This window comes from Candidatus Zixiibacteriota bacterium, from assembly GCA_035574315.1.
Taxonomy (GTDB): domain Bacteria; phylum Desulfobacterota; class Binatia; order UBA9968; family UBA9968; genus DATLYW01.
Map to the genome: position 1 here is coordinate 41,765 of DATLYW010000053.1, position 14,494 is coordinate 56,258.

The following is a 14,494-nucleotide window of genomic DNA, read 5'->3' on the forward strand; positions in this document are numbered from 1 at the left end:
CCCGATGAAGGCGAGCCAGGAACTCGAATGGACGGGAAGGGAATCGACCGCGTCCGGCTTTGCAGGGCCGGCGCGGTCCACGGACGCCAACAGCGAACCGACGCTCTCTCACATCGATCTCCTGGAGAGCGAAGCGATCCACATTCTGAGAGAGGTCGCGGCGGAGTGCCGCAATCCCGTCCTGCTCTTTTCCGGCGGCAAAGACTCCGCGGTTCTGCTGCGGCTCGCGGAAAAGGCCTTTCGGCCCGCGCGCTTTCCGTTCCCGCTGATGCACATCGATACGGGTCACAATTTTCCCGAGGTGATCGATTTCCGGGACCGCAGGGTCGCGGAGCTGGGCGAGCGGCTCATCGTGCGTTCGGTGCAAGATTCGATCGCGCGCGGACGGGTGATCCTGAGGTCGCCTGACGAAAGCCGCAACGCCCACCAGTCGGTGACGTTGCTCGACGCGATCGAGGAATTCGGCTTCGACGCCTGCATCGGGGGGGCGCGCAGGGACGAAGAAAAAGCCAGAGCGAAGGAAAGGATTTTTTCCTTTCGCGACGAGTTCGGTCAGTGGGACCCCAAGAGCCAGCGCCCCGAGCTGTGGAGCCTTTACAACGCCCGCGTTCACCCGGGGGAGCACATGCGGGTTTTTCCAATCAGCAACTGGACGGAGCTGGACGTCTGGCGCTACATCGCTCGGGAACGGCTCGAGGTGCCGCGGCTCTACTATGCTCATCTCCGGCCGGTGATCCGTCGCGGTCGAAGCTTGCTTCCCGTCTCCGGCCCGGTCCGTCCGCGACCCGGAGAGGCCGTGGAGATCGTTTCGGTGCGCTTCAGGACCGTGGGGGACGCGACCTGCACGTGCCCCGTCGAATCGACCGCGGCGACGGCGGAGGAGATCATCGCTGAAACCGCCCGGGCGAGGCTCAGCGAGCGCGGGGCGACGCGCATGGACGATCAAACCTCCGAAGCTTCGATGGAGCTGCGCAAGCGGGACGGCTACTTCTGACGCACGACGGTCGGGGTTTTCGATGAAAGTCGGGCGGTTCGAGTTCGATCGCGTCGATCTCCTGCGTTTTGTCGCGGCGGGCAGCGTCGACGACGGCAAGAGCACGTTGATCGGGCGGCTGCTGCACGATTCACAGGCGCTGCTGGAGGACCAGCTGCGCGCGGTCGAGCAAGCCAGCCGCAAGCGGGGCGCGGCCGCTCCGGACCTTTCGCTGCTCACCGACGGACTGCTGGCCGAGCGCGAGCAGGGAATCACGATCGACGTGGCTTACCGCCATTTTGCGACCGCCAGGCGCCGGTTCATCATCGCGGATGCCCCCGGGCACGAGCAGTACACCCGCAACATGGCGACGGCCGCCTCGACGGCGAGCCTCGCCGTGATCCTGATCGACGCGCGCAAGGGCCCGACCGGGCAGACGCGCCGCCACGCCTGCATCGCAAGCCTGCTGGGGATCCCGCGGGTGATTGCGGCGGTGAACAAGATGGACCTCGTGGGGTACGCGCGGGACGCCTTCGAGACGGTCCGGGACTCGTTCACGCAGGGAGCGGCCGCCCTGGCGTTTCGCGAGATCGCCTGCGTGCCGCTGTCCGCGCTCGAGGGCGACATGGTGGTCAAGCGGGGCGACCGCATGCCGTGGTACGAAGGACCGACGCTGCTCGAGCTCCTCGAGAATGTTGCGGTCGACGACGTTTATCGTCGCGCCGACTTCCGTTTTCCCGTGCAATGGGTGTGTCGGCCGGGCATTCCCGATCATCACGATTTTCGCGCTTACGCGGGGCGGATCGAATCGGGCGCCGTCGGCGTGGGGGAGCGCATCGCGGTCCTGCCTTCGGGACGAACGTCGACGATCAGGCGGATTCTCACCTTCGACGGCGAATTGTCGAGAGCCGCGGCGCCGCAGTCGGTGATGCTGTTGCTCGAAGACGAACTCGACGTCTCCCGCGGCGACATGATCGTCAAAGCAGGGGCCGATGTCCGGGTGGCCAGCGTGTGCGAAGCGGACCTCTGCTGGCTCGCCGAGCGGCCGCTCGACTTGCGGCGCCAGTACCTCGTGAAGCACACCACTCAGACGGTCAAGATCGCGGTCACCGGCGTCCGTTATCGCATCGACCTCGGCTCGCTGCGGCCGACCGACGCCGCCGCGCAGCTCCGCATGAACGACATCGGCCGGGTGGCGATCCGGGCGCAGCGGCCGCTGGTCCTCGACCGCTACGCGCGTAATCGCTCGACCGGAAGCTTCATCGTGATCGACCCGATCAGCAACGAGACCGTTGGCGCGGGAATGGTGGCGTGAGCGGCGGGGGGATGTCTCCTGAAAGGGGCGGTTCGATGGGCGAAAGGCGGCAGGACGATTTCGGCGGGCTCCGGGTGGTGAGCTTCGAAAGCCGGAGGGCGCACGAGACCGCGGAGCTCATCCGCCGCTACCGGGGACAGCCGGTCATGGCGCCCTCGTTGCGCGAGGTGCCGATCGCGGAAGACGACGCGGCGTTCGACTTTTTGTCGCGCCTGGAATCCGGCTCTCTCGAGCTGGTGATCTTCACGACCGGGGTCGGGACGCGCGCGCTCATCCGGCTGCTGGAAAGCCGCCACCCGCGGGCGAGAATCGTCGCCGCGCTCGGCGGAGCCACGCTGGTCGCCCGAGGCCCGAAGCCGGTGGCCGCCCTCCGGGAGCTGGGGCTGAGTCCCACCGTCACGGCGGCGCAGCCGTACACGTGGCGGGAGCTTGTGGCTGCGCTGGACGGCCGCCTGGATCTGCACGGCAAGGAGGTCGCGGTCCAGGAGTACGGGGCCCCGAACGCCGAACTCCTCGCCGAGCTGCGCCGCCGCGGCGCGGCGGTTTTCACGGTCGCGGTCTATCGCTGGGCGCTTCCCGAAGATCTCGCGCCGTTGCGCCGGGCGATCGAGGAGATCACGCGCGGGGAGGTCCAGGTCGCGCTCTTTACCAACGGCGCCCAGGTCGGGCACCTGTTCCGGACGGCGGAGTTGCAGGGAGAGACGGACTCCCTGCGCGCAGGACTCGAGAGGGTGGTGATCGGCTCAATCGGCCCCGTCTGCACCGAAGTCCTGGAGCAGTTCGACTTGCGGCCCGACATCGAGCCCGCTCACCCGAAGCTGGGATCGTTGATGGCGGAAGCAGCGGCTTCGGCAAAGCGGTTGCTTGCAGCAAAGAGGCAGCAAAGTGATTGCCTCAACTCTCGAGAGAACGAAGGCTAAAGGCCTCGCGTCAGCGCTTGCAGGGCGCTTCGCAAATGATCCGCCCAGCGGCTGAGCGTTCTCACGCGGCTTCGCGCGTCGACCGGGTTGAAGCTGAACCCGTCACTGCTGATTTCGAAGAGCACCGATCCGATGTCGTAGCTTGCCCGGCGCAACCTGAACTCAGGCACCGCCTTCCCGGCCCTGCGGTACCGACTTGTACCGCTACAGCGTCCACTCTTTGGTCTCGAGAGCGACCCCCGGACCTGGGTGCAGGTCGATCACCGACTTCGTGAACGGCGGCTCTTCGAATGCCGCGCGTTCTCCCACAGGTTCGGCCCTGGCGTCGAAGCGACAGGATCGCTTGAGCGCGAGCGCAAGCGCCGCCGCGACCGCAAACGTCAGCAAACCCAGCCAGACCAGCATAGCTTGATTTGGGCATCGAGCAACCGCTATGCCACTGCTTCCTGCCGTCGTAAGCACCTGAAAAGAAAACGCTCGCCGCGATTGCCGCCGATCGGCTTTGCAGATCCTCCGGTTCAACTACTGGCAATTTTTGTCCACTATCGACTATTTTCGGCGACCGCCTTTCCCGACGCGCTTGCGTGTTCCCGGCGCTGTACGTTACTCCCGTTCGGTTTTTTCGCCGGTGACGGCCGGGGTCGGGTGAGGAATCAGCCGGGCAGGAAACTGCGAGTGCCGGTTAGCACGAGGACAGCGCTCAGCCGAGAAATTCCGCAATCAGCCTTGCAACCGCCTCCGGCTCCTCGACCGGGACCGCATGGCCGGCGTTCGCTACCCACTCGAGACGGGCGCAGGGAAGGGCGTGGACGTAGGTCTCGGCGTGCACCGGGGCGACGAGCCGGTCCTGTCGGCCCCAGATCACGAGCGCCGGCGTGGCAACACGATGCAGCCTCCCGGCGAGCGGGCGGCTGTAGAAATACGGCGGCCGAAAGCCGATGCGGGAAGCGAAGCGGAGCATCTGGTATCGCCTGAGCTCTTCTTCCAGATCCCCTTTGCCGTCGGGGAAAAGCTCCAGCGCCGAAGGGTGGTCGGGGTCGGCGAACAGCAGACGTCGCAGCCCCGCATAGCTCGATCCGCGCTCGGGCTGCGCCATCATGAAAAGATCGCCGATCGGGGAGCCTTTCACGAATAAACCCATGGCGCCGATCAAGACCAGCCGGCGGACTTTTTCGGGATGGCGTGCCGCGAGCTCCGCGGCGATCCAGCCGCCGAGACAGCTCCCCACGAGATCGAAACTCGATAGCTCCAGCGAGTCGAGCATCTCGAGGTAATGAAACACGACATCGTCGATGGATTCGACGTCGGGGTTTTCGTCCGTCGACGAGCAACCGGGATGAGCCGGAGCGATCACCCGGGCCCGCTCGAGCAGCCGCGTGTGGAACGGCAGCCAGCCGTCCTTGACGGCGTGAACATCGGCGAAGCCGTGGAGATACAAAAGCGGGGCTCCGCAGCCGCCTTCCAGAAGCCAGATCCGGCGTCCGCGCACGTGCACGACGCGGCCGCTCAAGGGTGCGCCTCCGCTCGACCGGATGCGTGGCCGTACTTCGCGTCAAAGAGCTTTTTCGACGATTCCCGGAGGACCGGCGCGACCTCCTCTGCGAACCGCCTCATGCTGGAGCGGGTCAGCTCGGAGGGCAAGTTGCCGATGTGGAACTGGATGAGAAGGTTGCCAGCTTCGGCGCGCTCGACGATCTTCCAGATTCGCCGACAGACGGTCTCGGCGCCGCCCACAATGATCGACTGCGAGGCGTCCAGCTCGTCCCAGTTCTCCACATCGCCGAGCAGCTTGCGCCCGGGCCTGTAGGTCTTCAGATATTCCTTCCATGCCGGAGCCGGAAGATAAGGGACGCCCGGACCGAAGGTAAGCTGCCGGCCTTCGCGCCGAAGATGCCCCTTGAGGCAGTTCCTCAGAAAATACCACACTCCCTCTTCGCATTCGTTGCGCGCCTGCCGGTCGCTCGCCGAGACATAGGCGGACATCAGGATACCGAAGCGATGCGGCGTGTAGCGGTCTCCGTGCCGCTCCAGAATCGCGGCAAACTCGCGGGCGGCCCTGTCGGTTTCGCCACCGTGGCTGCGGGACGACAGAAAATAGGAAAAGCCGCGTTTGGCCACCTCTATCAGGGTGGAAGGGCTGCGAGAACCCGGGATCCAGACTGGCGGGAAGGGCTTCTGCCGCGGACGAGGCCAGAGGTTCACGTAGCGAAGCGGATAGTAGCGTCCCTCGTGGGTGAAGGGGCCGTCCTCGGTCCACGCGCGCACGATCAGATCGACCGCTTCCCAGAACTTCTCGCGCGTATCGGCGGAAGGGACGTTGTAATTGAAGGTTTCCGGTCCGCTTCCGGGAGCGAAGCCGGCGATCAGCCGTCCATGGGTCATCTGGTCGAGCATCGCGTATTCCTCGGCGACTCGCATCGGGTTGAGATGGAGCGGCAGGAGGTTGCCCAGAATGACGATTTTCCCGCGCGAAGTCCGCTGCGAGAGCGCGGCGGCGACGAGGTTCGGCGAAGGCATGAGGCCGTAAATGTTCTGATGATGCTCGTTCAGCACCACACCGTCGAATCCCAGTTCGTCGGCGTAGGCGAGCTGGTCGATGTATTCCTGGTACAGCCCCCGGGTTTTTTCGTTGTCCCAGAGGCTGTTGGGGACGGTGACCCAACCCGATTCGTGCCTGGCGTCGAAATCGGCCGCGAGATAAGGGTAGGCCATGAAGTGCCAGCAAAAGAGTCGAACCGGTTCCATTTTCACTCCGGGTGCGGGGCCTGTTCGGCTGCGGGCCGGCATCCCTCGTACTACGAAGCGAAGCGGGCGATCAAGCTTGCGCCAGAGCGTGGATCTTTCTCAGCAGAGCCGACGCCAAAAAAAGAGGGCCGGACTGTGAGACCCGGCCCTCTTACCACTGAACGGGGTGGAGTTCAGTGGCGCCGTCTTCCCGTGGGAGTATTGAAGGAGGCAGCGGGAAGCGGCGATCAGTTCAGCTCCGCCCTCTCTGCGCTCTGGTAGCACTTGTTGATTTCACGCAGGCGGCGTTGCAGAAAGGTATCGGTCGGCCAGTTCCAGTTTCTCCCAGGAAGCTGCTCTCCGTAGTACGGCGCTCCGTTAACCTTGCTCTGAGAGAACACGAGCTGCCAAAAGCTCGGTTTTTCCAAATCTGTCTCGATGGTCGTCTTCATGAATCGCTCCCCCCTTTCTCTGTTCCGTCACGCGGGCGCCACCTCGATTGACAACCGGATCGGTCGCTACCGCTCCCGGACTCCCATAGCCAAACCGGTTCGGTTCTCAGTTCGCCCCGTTCGAGATGCCTTCCGTAAGAGCAGGAGGCGTGCCGAAGATAGAAAAGCCATGGAGGTCAGCCGTGTCTAACGTTTTCACAGGGATTCGCCCAAACGGTTAGGGCAGACTTGACCTATTGGTTCCGTGATCTAAATGAATCGGGCGATTTTGCCATTTTCGGGTTAGAATCACAGTAACTATTTAATTTTTCGTTGGTAATCACTTTCCTGGAAGCTGTGGGAGAAAGCCCTAGCGACCGGCTTCAGAGCCCGTGTAAACGGTCTCGACAATGAGCCGGCGGCGAAGCCGCGGAAACTCGCGCCGCACGGTTGCCAGAGTAGGGGCCACTCCTCTGCCTACTCTGACTTTGTTTCGAGCGGAAGATCAAGCCCGTAGGTTTTTCCTCAAAAATTCGAGGGTTCTTTCCCAGGCCTCCTTGGCAGCCTGGGGATGGTAGCGGGCGCCGCCGGTATCGTTGTTGAAAGCGTGCTGAGCGCCCGGGTAGATCTTGTAGGTATACGACTTGTTGTACTTTTTCATCGCCGCTTCAGTGTCGGGTATGCCTTTGTTCACACCGGGATCCTTTTCTCCGTAGTGGGCCAGCACGGGCGCCTGGATGTTCTTGACGAGGTCGAGCGGGTTGGGGCTGCGCCCGTAATAAACCACCACCGCGTCCAGCGTCTTGATCTGCGTCGCCGAGGCAAAAGCCATCTCTCCGCCCCAGCAAAAGCCCACCACGGCCTGCTTGTCGCCGCGGACATCGGGAAGCACCTTGAGATACTCAAAGCCCGAAGCGGTATCCTCCGCCACGTTCTGCCAGGGTGCCAGCTCGCGGATATTGCTCAGCCCCTCTCCCTTCGGATTGACTTTCGGCGTTCCTCCCGCCCGCGACAGATAATCGGGGGCCAGCGCGACGTAACCTTCCTTGGCGAACCGCCGGGCCATGTCGCGGATGTGATCGTTGAGACCCCGGTTCTCGTGGATGACGATGACAGCGGGATACCTTCCGGCCTTGACAGGGCGAGCGAGGTATCCAAAGATCGGCCCGGCCTTGCCCTTGTACTCGACATTGTGGGTGAGGATGGCGGGATCGGTTTCGGGTACCTGGGCCGCGTGCGCGCCCGAAGGGATCAAGCTCCTGATCAGGCTGTCGGCCCCGGCCAACGTTCCGGTCGCCAGAACCGCCTGACGCATGAACTCCCGGCGTGAGAGTCTTCCTTCCCGGTACTCGCGAATCAGGGCTTTGATCTTCTCGGCCATCGAACGCGTCTCCTTTCTAGCTGGGTTCTGGATCGGTTTCGCTGCGACCGGCTTGTTGAGCGAACCTTAAATAAACGACCTGGCGAAGAACGTCAAGGGTGCACGAGGCCGTAAGGGGGTGGCTTTTTCAGATTTGCCAATGGGAGAGACCGTAATTCTCAGGACCGGGAAACGTAACGCCGAATCTCGCGGTCAACGTTGAGTCGAGCGCGGTACGCAAGTTGCACCCCCGGGGCCAAGGCCGCACCGGCGAGCGAAGTGGAATCGGCCGGCAAAATAGGGCAAGACGCCGGACTCGAGCGGCCGGGCAGTCGGATTCCATTCGGTCGACAGATTATGGAGGTAGCGACAATGGCAAGCAAGGTTCTCGGTTTCTTCCCCGCGTTGCTGCTCACGGCGTCCTTCGCTTGGGCCCAGGCCTATCCGACGAAAGTCATCACCATGGTCGTCCCGTTTTCCGCCGGCGGGCCGACGGATGCCGTGGCCCGATTGATCGCTGCGCCGATGAGCAAGACGCTCAAGCAACAGGTGATCGTGGAGAACGTCGCAGGCGCCGGGGGGACGATCGCGGCGAACCGGGTGGCCAAAGCGGCGCCCGACGGCTACACGATTCTCATCCACCACATCGGCATGTCGACGGCGCCGGCTCTCTACCGCAAGCTTCCCTACGATCCGATCAAGGATTTCGAGCCGATCGGGCTGATCAACGAAGTGCCGATGACGCTCGTCGCCCGCAGCAATTTCCCTCCCAAGGACCTCAAAGAGCTGATCGATTACGTGAAGAAGAACAAAGACAAGGTGACCTACGCCAACGCCGGTCTGGGCGCAGCGTCCCACCTTTGCGGCATGCTTTTCATGACGGCGATCGAAACCGACTTGACGACCGTGCCCTACAAGGGCACCGGCCCGGCGATGAACGACCTCCTGGGCGGTCAGGTGGATTTCATGTGCGACCAGACGACGAACACCACAAGCCAGATCAAGGCCGGCAAGATCAAGGTCTATGCGGTGACCACCCGCACCCGGGTCAAATCGCTTCCCAACGTGCCGACCATGCACGAGGCAGGGTTGCCGAATTTCGAGGTTTCGGTCTGGCACGGGCTGTACGCGCCCAAAGGCACGCCCAAGCCGGTGGTCCAGACGCTCACGAAGGCGCTCCAGTTCGCTCTGAAGGATCCCAACGTCAAGCAACGCTTTGCCGACCTCGGGACCGAGCCCGTGGCCGAAAAACGGGCGACCCCGGAAGCGTTGGCGAGTCTTCTCAAGAGCGAAATCGAAAAGTGGGGGCCAATCATCAAGAAAGCCGGAGTTTACGCCGATTGACGCCCGGCGTGAAAGGAAAGGCCAAACGAAGGCCGGACTTTCGTTCCGGCCTTCGTTTTTCGGCCGGCCCGAAACGGGGATGATCGGCGATGATTCGTAGCAAGCGAGACTTCTGGGCCGGCTTGATCTACATCTTTTTCGGCGCGGCCGCCCTGGTGGTCGCCCGCGATTACGATATGGGAACCGCTCTCAAAATGGGGCCGGCCTACTTCCCGACGATTCTCGGAGCCCTTCTGCTTCTTGTCGGAGCGATCGCAGTGGTTCGCAGCTTCATCGTTTCCGGCCTGCCGGTAGGCGCGTTCGCCGTCCGGCACCTGGCGCTGATCGTCGCCTCGGTGCTGCTTTTCGGCTATATTCTGCGCGGCGCGGGGGTTGCCGTCGCCGTTCCCGTGCTGGTGATCTCCAGCGGCTTTGCGAGCCGCCGGTTTCGCTGGGTTCCCACGATCTTTCTCGCCGCCGGGCTGGCCCTGTTCTGCGTTCTGATCTTTTTGAAAGGGCTCGGGGTGCCGCTGCCGGTCGTTGGTCCCTGGTTCGGGGACTGAGCGACGGACGAAGCCCGAGGCAGGTCGCCGTGGAGCTGCTCGACAATCTCTCGCTGGGCCTTCAAACCGCGCTCACGTGGAGCAATCTCCTCTACTGCCTGGTGGGCGTTTTTCTCGGAACGCTGATCGGAGTTCTCCCGGGCCTCGGTCCCACCGCGACGATCGCGATGCTGCTCCCGGTCACGTTCGTTCTGCCACCGGTCTCAGCGCTGATCATGCTCGCGGGCATCTACTACGGCTCGCAGTACGGCGGGTCCACGACCTCGATTCTGGTCAACCTGCCGGGCGAGGCGGCGTCGGTGGTGACCACGCTGGACGGTTATCAAATGGCGAAACAGGGGAGGGCGGGCGTCGCGCTGGCGACCTCGGCTCTGGGCTCGTTTTTCGCCGGGACGGTCGCGACGTTCATCATCGCCGCTTTCGGTCCACCTTTGGCCGCGGTGGCGCTGGAGTTCGGCCCGGCGGATTATTTCTCCCTCATGGTGCTGGGGCTGGTCGCTTCCGTGGTGCTAGCGCAGGGCTCGCTGTTGCACGCAATCGGCATGGTGCTGCTCGGGCTGCTGCTCGGGCTGATCGGAACGGACGTCACCTCGGGCGTGCAACGCTTCACGTTCGACGTGCCCGAGCTCGCGGACGGGATCGGCTTCGTCACGGTCGCGATGGGCATGTTCGGCCTCGGAGAGATCATTCGCAATCTCGAAACCGAGACCGAACGCTCCGTGGCGGTCGCGCAGGTCACCAGTCTGATGCCGACCCGAGAGGATTTCAAACGCATGATCGCTCCGATTCTCCGCGGCACGCTCATCGGCTCGGCACTCGGCATCCTGCCCGGCAGCGGCTCGATCCTCGGATCGTTTGCGGCCTATTCGATCGAGAAGAAGGTTTCCAAAAACGGACCGCGGTTCGGCACCGGGATGATCGAAGGCGTGGCGGCGCCGGAGTCGGCCAACAACGCCGGGGCGCAGACGTCGTTCATCCCCATGCTGACCCTGGGAATCCCCTCGAATCCGGTCATGGCCCTGATGGTGGGCGCCATGATCATCCAGGGGATTCAGCCCGGGCCGTCCGTCATCACCGAGCAACCGGCGCTCTTCTGGGGCATCATCGTCTCGATGTGGATCGGCAACCTTTTTCTCGTGATTCTGAACCTGCCCATGATCGGCCTGTGGGTGCGGATGATCATGGTGCCATACCATTTCCTCTACCCCGCAATCCTGGTCTTCTGCGGGATCGGCGTTTTCAGCCTCAACAACAGCCAGTTCGATATCTACATTATGGCGCTGTTCGGCCTGGCCGGATATGTGTTCTCGAAGCTCGGTTGCGAATCCGCACCGATGCTGCTGGCCTTCATTCTCGGCCCGCTGATGGAAGAATATTTGCGCCGCGCAATGCTGCTGTCGCGGGGCAATCCGCTGGTGTTCGTGCAGCGCCCTATCAGCGTGACCCTGCTTGCGATAGCGGTCCTGGCGATGCTCGCCGTCCTGCTGCCGTCGTTCAAGAGGACCCGTGAAGAAGCGTTCGGAGAGTAACGCTGATTGATTTCCTCGAAAGCTGCCTCCCTGTTCCTCGACAGCCCGACGAACGGGCTCCCTTGGGCTTACCCTTGACACGGCGGCTTCCTTTCACCTAAAAGCAGAGATCGATTTTGGCGCGACAAGGAGGTTGGCATGGGTTTCAAAGGCCGATGGCTCTCCGTTATCGCGCTGATCGCTTCTTCGGGATCGGCGCCCTCGCCGTTGCTGGCGCAGGCTGATTTCTATAAAGGCAAGACGATTACCGTTTACATCGGGACGACGCCGGGAGCGCTCTACGACCAGTGGTCGCGGATTCTGGCGGCTCATATCGGGAAGCACATTCCCGGAAAGCCCGCGATCGTCGTCCAGAACATGCCCGGAGCGGGCCACAAGATCGCCGCGAACTACGTTTACAACAAGACCAAGCCGGACGGCCTGAGCCTGATCGGCTCGATCGTCCCTTCGCTCTACTTCGACCAGCTCATCGGGCGCAAAGAGGTCCAGTACGATTGGGGGAAGTTCGCGTGGATCGGCTCGCCGGTCGAGGGCGAATCCCAGATGTACATGCGCGCCGACAGCCCTTACAAGACGATCGACGACGTTCGCAAGGCGGCCGAGCCGCCGCGCTGCGGCGGCCAGGGAACCTCGGATCAGGCCTATTACCTTCCCAAGCTCTTCGAGGAGACCCTGGGGGCTCGCTTCAACGTCGTCACCGGCTATCCGGGAGGCCCGGAGATCGATCTCGCGGTGGAACGAGGCGAGATTCTGTGCCGCGCTTTCACGATCGAGGCTTTCTTTTCCCGGGAGCCCTATCATACGTGGCGCAAGAAGGGGTTCGTGCGCAACATCATCCAGACGGGGCGGGCGAGAGACGTCAAGCTGCCGCAGACGCCGACCATCTGGGAGCTGATGGACCAGTACAAGACGCCCGAGTCCAGCCGCCGGCTGGCAAACGTGGTGCTGGCCGCCGGGGCTCTGGGCCGGCCGATGCTCGGCAGTCCCGGAATTCCCCCGGAGCGGGTGAAAATCCTCCGCGAAGCGTTCAATCGGACGATGAAGGATCCGGAGTTCCTGGCGGAGATCGAGAAACGCAAATTCGAGCTCAGTCCCAAATCGGGAGAGGAGCTCGAAGCGATCGTCAAGGACGCGTTGAGTCAGCCGCCCGAGATCGTCGCGAGGCTGAAAAAGCTGCTCGGCGGCTGACGCCGTCGCCAAGCCGGAGATCGGCTCACTCGCGGGGCAGCAGCAGTTGCAGACGGTGGCCGTCCGGGTCGCGAAAGTAAATGCAATCGGGGTCGCCGCTGCGGCCGGAAAACTCGATGCCGGCGTCGCGCAGGGCGGCCGCTACCTCGGCGCGCTTTCCTGCCCGGAGGCGCAGGGCCAGGTGGTTGACCTCCCGTCCCGCGCGAACGGGAGCGTCGATCTCGAAAAGCGCGAGCCCCTGACGGCCGCACTTGAGAAAGCACTGGCGGCGCCGCTCGTGGTCGACTTCCATGCCGAGGAAGTCGACGTAGAATCTCTTCGAGCGCGCGAGATTCTTGACGTGAAAGACGATGTGATCGATGCCGCGGACCTTGAGGGTTGAAGCCATCGACCTGCCTCCTCGCTCTCCGGCAATCGACGCGAGCGGAAGATGCCGCCGCTGCGGCGGGCCGGGCGCCGCAAGCCAGGCTAGTACGGAGGTTCCGCCCGGTCAAGCGCGAGCGGGCGGGAAGGGAACGGCATGAGCTATCGAATCGGGACCGCGGAGACGGGCGGCACGTTCTACACCCAGGCTGAGGCGCTCGCGGAGCTGTTCAACCGGAACCGGGCGCCGACGGAGCGGTGCGTTGTCTGCGAAAGCGAGGCGAGCATCGATAACGCCAACCGCCTGGGCCGCGGGGACCTCGAATTCGGCTTCATGGCCTCGAACTGGATCGGGCGCGCGCTTGAAGGAACGGCGCCGTTCGAGAACAGGATCGCCCTGCGCATGGTGGCGCCGGCGAACGTCGGGCCGATTTTTTTCGTGTCCCTCGCCGGATCGGGCATCCGCGCCGTCGGCGATCTTCGCGGCCGGCGAATCGTTCCGGGAGCGGCCGGCAGCGGGATGGCCGAACACGTGCGCACGATCTTCAGCGTGCTCGGAATCGCGTTCGAGCCGGTGTACCTGGGGTACGCCGAGGCGGCGGACGCGCTGGCGTCGGGTCGGGTCGATGCGTTGTTTCTGCCGCCCATCCCCAACCGGATGGCGACCGATTTGAGCCGGCGCGTAGATCTGCGCGTCGTCGAATACGGGCCGGACGAGATCGATAAAATCGTTTCCGAGGTCGGCTACTACCGCAGGGTGACGATCGAGCCCGGCGCGCTCCGCGGGGTCGGCTCCGCGTCGCGGCAGATCGGCGTGATCAACGTCGTGGTGACGCACGCGCGGGTCCCGGAAGAGGCGGTGTATGCCATGGCGAAGACGATCGTCGACCACCTCGAGGAGCTGCCGCGAAAAAATCCGCTCTTCAAAGGGCTCGAGGATCTTTTCGTCTCGCTTCGGTCGGGGGACAGGGCGGCGTTCGAATTCGGCGGGGTGCCGCTCCATCCGGGCGCGGCCCGCGCGCTGAAGGAGAGCGGCTGGTTGAGCTGAGCGGGAGTTCGACCGCGCCTTCCTAGTTCGCTTCGCGGATCGACCAGCTCCCGGAATCCTGGCCGGAGGCCCAGATCCCACGCACGACCGCACGTCTTGCGGCCTCGAACATCTCCGGCAGCCGTGCCGATCCAGGAAGCCGCAGGTCGGCCGTCCAGCTTCCCGAACGCCCGCCGGCCCGGCCTTCGACCGATGCACGCCAGCTGCCGTTCCAGCCGGTGGAAAATTTTCGCGCCGACCAGGTGCCGCGCAGGATTATCTTGCCGTCCGGGCCCCGCAGCGTCCAGCGACCGGAGACCTCCTCCGCCGAGCTCTGCTCGACGGTATAACTGCCCTGGAACGCCTGACCACCGCTCGTCACGGCGTTCCAGAGGGCCTCGGCGGGCTCCTGAAGAGCCTCCTTCAGCTCCGCGCTGCCGTCGACCTCCGACGCCTGCACCCAGCCCACGAGCCCCTGGCGCGTTCGAACCAGGTACCAGACGGTGGTCCCCACGGCTTCCGCCAACGGGGTCAGCGGCTCGCCGGCGGCCAGCACGGCGAGCTTCTCCGACCGCACGTCCTGGCGACTGTAGAGCGAGGCTCCGGAGGAACCGGCACTGAGCCCTCCGCCCTTTCCGGCGGCGTGTCCCGTTACGGTCGGAAGGAGAAGAAAGACGAGGCAAGCGAAGCTGCGGAAAGCAAGCCCTGACATGGAAGACCTGCCGCTTTGCCGCGGTTCAATCGATCAAAGGTTCAATGAAAACCAGGAAAGGGCCCC

The 14,494-nt window shown here is 63.9% G+C and carries 15 protein-coding genes; 8 read left to right on the forward strand and 7 right to left on the reverse strand.

The window, feature by feature from the left end:
* The first annotated feature begins 4 nt into the window (after positions 1 to 4).
* Genes cysD through VNN77_19650 form a run of 3 tightly spaced genes read left to right on the forward strand, consistent with a single transcriptional unit; the run spans position 5 to position 3,208 of the window.
* The gene (gene cysD, locus VNN77_19640; protein HXG53620.1) at positions 5 to 994 is read left to right on the forward strand and encodes a sulfate adenylyltransferase subunit CysD; all 990 of its coding nucleotides are present in this window, start codon (positions 5 to 7) and stop codon (positions 992 to 994) included.
* Positions 995 to 1,016: 22 nt separating this feature from the next.
* A complete protein-coding gene (locus VNN77_19645; GenBank protein ID HXG53621.1) occupies positions 1,017 to 2,288 on the forward strand; it encodes a GTP-binding protein in 1,272 nt (423 codons plus the stop codon).
* Between the two features lie 35 nt (positions 2,289 to 2,323).
* Complete coding sequence (locus VNN77_19650) at positions 2,324 to 3,208, forward strand: uroporphyrinogen-III synthase (GenBank protein HXG53622.1); 885 nt, start codon at positions 2,324 to 2,326, stop codon at positions 3,206 to 3,208.
* Positions 3,209 to 3,412: 204 nt separating this feature from the next.
* Here the strand turns inward: VNN77_19650 and VNN77_19655 are convergent, their stop codons facing one another.
* The 5 genes from VNN77_19655 to VNN77_19675 form a co-directional block, all read right to left on the reverse strand.
* Positions 3,413 to 3,613, reverse strand: a complete 201-nt coding sequence (locus VNN77_19655; protein ID HXG53623.1) for a hypothetical protein — start codon at positions 3,611 to 3,613, stop codon at positions 3,413 to 3,415.
* A gap of 295 nt (positions 3,614 to 3,908) precedes the next feature.
* Entirely contained in the window at positions 3,909 to 4,718 is an 810-nt protein-coding gene (locus VNN77_19660; protein ID HXG53624.1) for an alpha/beta fold hydrolase, read from the reverse strand.
* Positions 4,715 to 5,953: an LLM class flavin-dependent oxidoreductase gene (locus tag VNN77_19665; protein HXG53625.1), complete on the reverse strand. Its 1,239-nt coding sequence runs from the start codon at positions 5,951 to 5,953 to the stop codon at positions 4,715 to 4,717. The genes VNN77_19660 and VNN77_19665 overlap by 4 nt, the downstream gene beginning before the upstream one ends.
* Before the next feature lie 227 nt (positions 5,954 to 6,180).
* Entirely contained in the window at positions 6,181 to 6,384 is a 204-nt protein-coding gene (locus VNN77_19670) for a hypothetical protein (GenBank protein HXG53626.1), read from the reverse strand.
* A gap of 484 nt (positions 6,385 to 6,868) precedes the next feature.
* Complete coding sequence (locus tag VNN77_19675; protein HXG53627.1) at positions 6,869 to 7,744, reverse strand: dienelactone hydrolase family protein; 876 nt, start codon at positions 7,742 to 7,744, stop codon at positions 6,869 to 6,871.
* Positions 7,745 to 8,095: 351 nt separating this feature from the next.
* Between VNN77_19675 and VNN77_19680 the strand changes: the two genes are divergently transcribed.
* The 4 genes from VNN77_19680 to VNN77_19695 all read left to right on the forward strand — a co-directional run bounded on the left by VNN77_19680 (position 8,096) and on the right by VNN77_19695 (position 12,326).
* Positions 8,096 to 9,067: a tripartite tricarboxylate transporter substrate binding protein BugD gene (locus VNN77_19680; GenBank protein ID HXG53628.1), complete on the forward strand. Its 972-nt coding sequence runs from the start codon at positions 8,096 to 8,098 to the stop codon at positions 9,065 to 9,067.
* A gap of 89 nt (positions 9,068 to 9,156) precedes the next feature.
* Positions 9,157 to 9,609, forward strand: coding sequence for a tripartite tricarboxylate transporter TctB family protein (locus VNN77_19685; protein HXG53629.1), 453 nt, complete (start codon positions 9,157 to 9,159; stop codon positions 9,607 to 9,609).
* Positions 9,610 to 9,638: 29 nt separating this feature from the next.
* Positions 9,639 to 11,138 (forward strand): tripartite tricarboxylate transporter permease, encoded by a 1,500-nt coding sequence (locus tag VNN77_19690; protein ID HXG53630.1) that lies wholly within the window; start codon positions 9,639 to 9,641, stop codon positions 11,136 to 11,138.
* Positions 11,139 to 11,276: 138 nt separating this feature from the next.
* Positions 11,277 to 12,326 carry a tripartite tricarboxylate transporter substrate-binding protein gene (locus VNN77_19695; protein ID HXG53631.1) on the forward strand — a complete coding sequence of 350 codons (1,050 nt, stop codon included), beginning with the start codon at positions 11,277 to 11,279 and terminating at the stop codon, positions 12,324 to 12,326.
* 25 nt (positions 12,327 to 12,351) lie between these two features.
* Here the strand turns inward: VNN77_19695 and VNN77_19700 are convergent, their stop codons facing one another.
* Positions 12,352 to 12,714 (reverse strand): VOC family protein, encoded by a 363-nt coding sequence (locus tag VNN77_19700; protein HXG53632.1) that lies wholly within the window; start codon positions 12,712 to 12,714, stop codon positions 12,352 to 12,354.
* A gap of 132 nt (positions 12,715 to 12,846) precedes the next feature.
* Here VNN77_19700 and VNN77_19705 point away from each other — a divergent pair, with 132 nt between their 5' ends.
* Positions 12,847 to 13,737, forward strand: coding sequence for a TAXI family TRAP transporter solute-binding subunit (locus VNN77_19705; GenBank protein ID HXG53633.1), 891 nt, complete (start codon positions 12,847 to 12,849; stop codon positions 13,735 to 13,737).
* A 22-nt stretch (positions 13,738 to 13,759) separates the two neighbouring features.
* Here the strand turns inward: VNN77_19705 and VNN77_19710 are convergent, their stop codons facing one another.
* Positions 13,760 to 14,428, reverse strand: a complete 669-nt coding sequence (locus tag VNN77_19710; protein HXG53634.1) for an SH3 domain-containing protein — start codon at positions 14,426 to 14,428, stop codon at positions 13,760 to 13,762.
* Between the last annotated feature and the right edge of the window lie 66 nt (positions 14,429 to 14,494).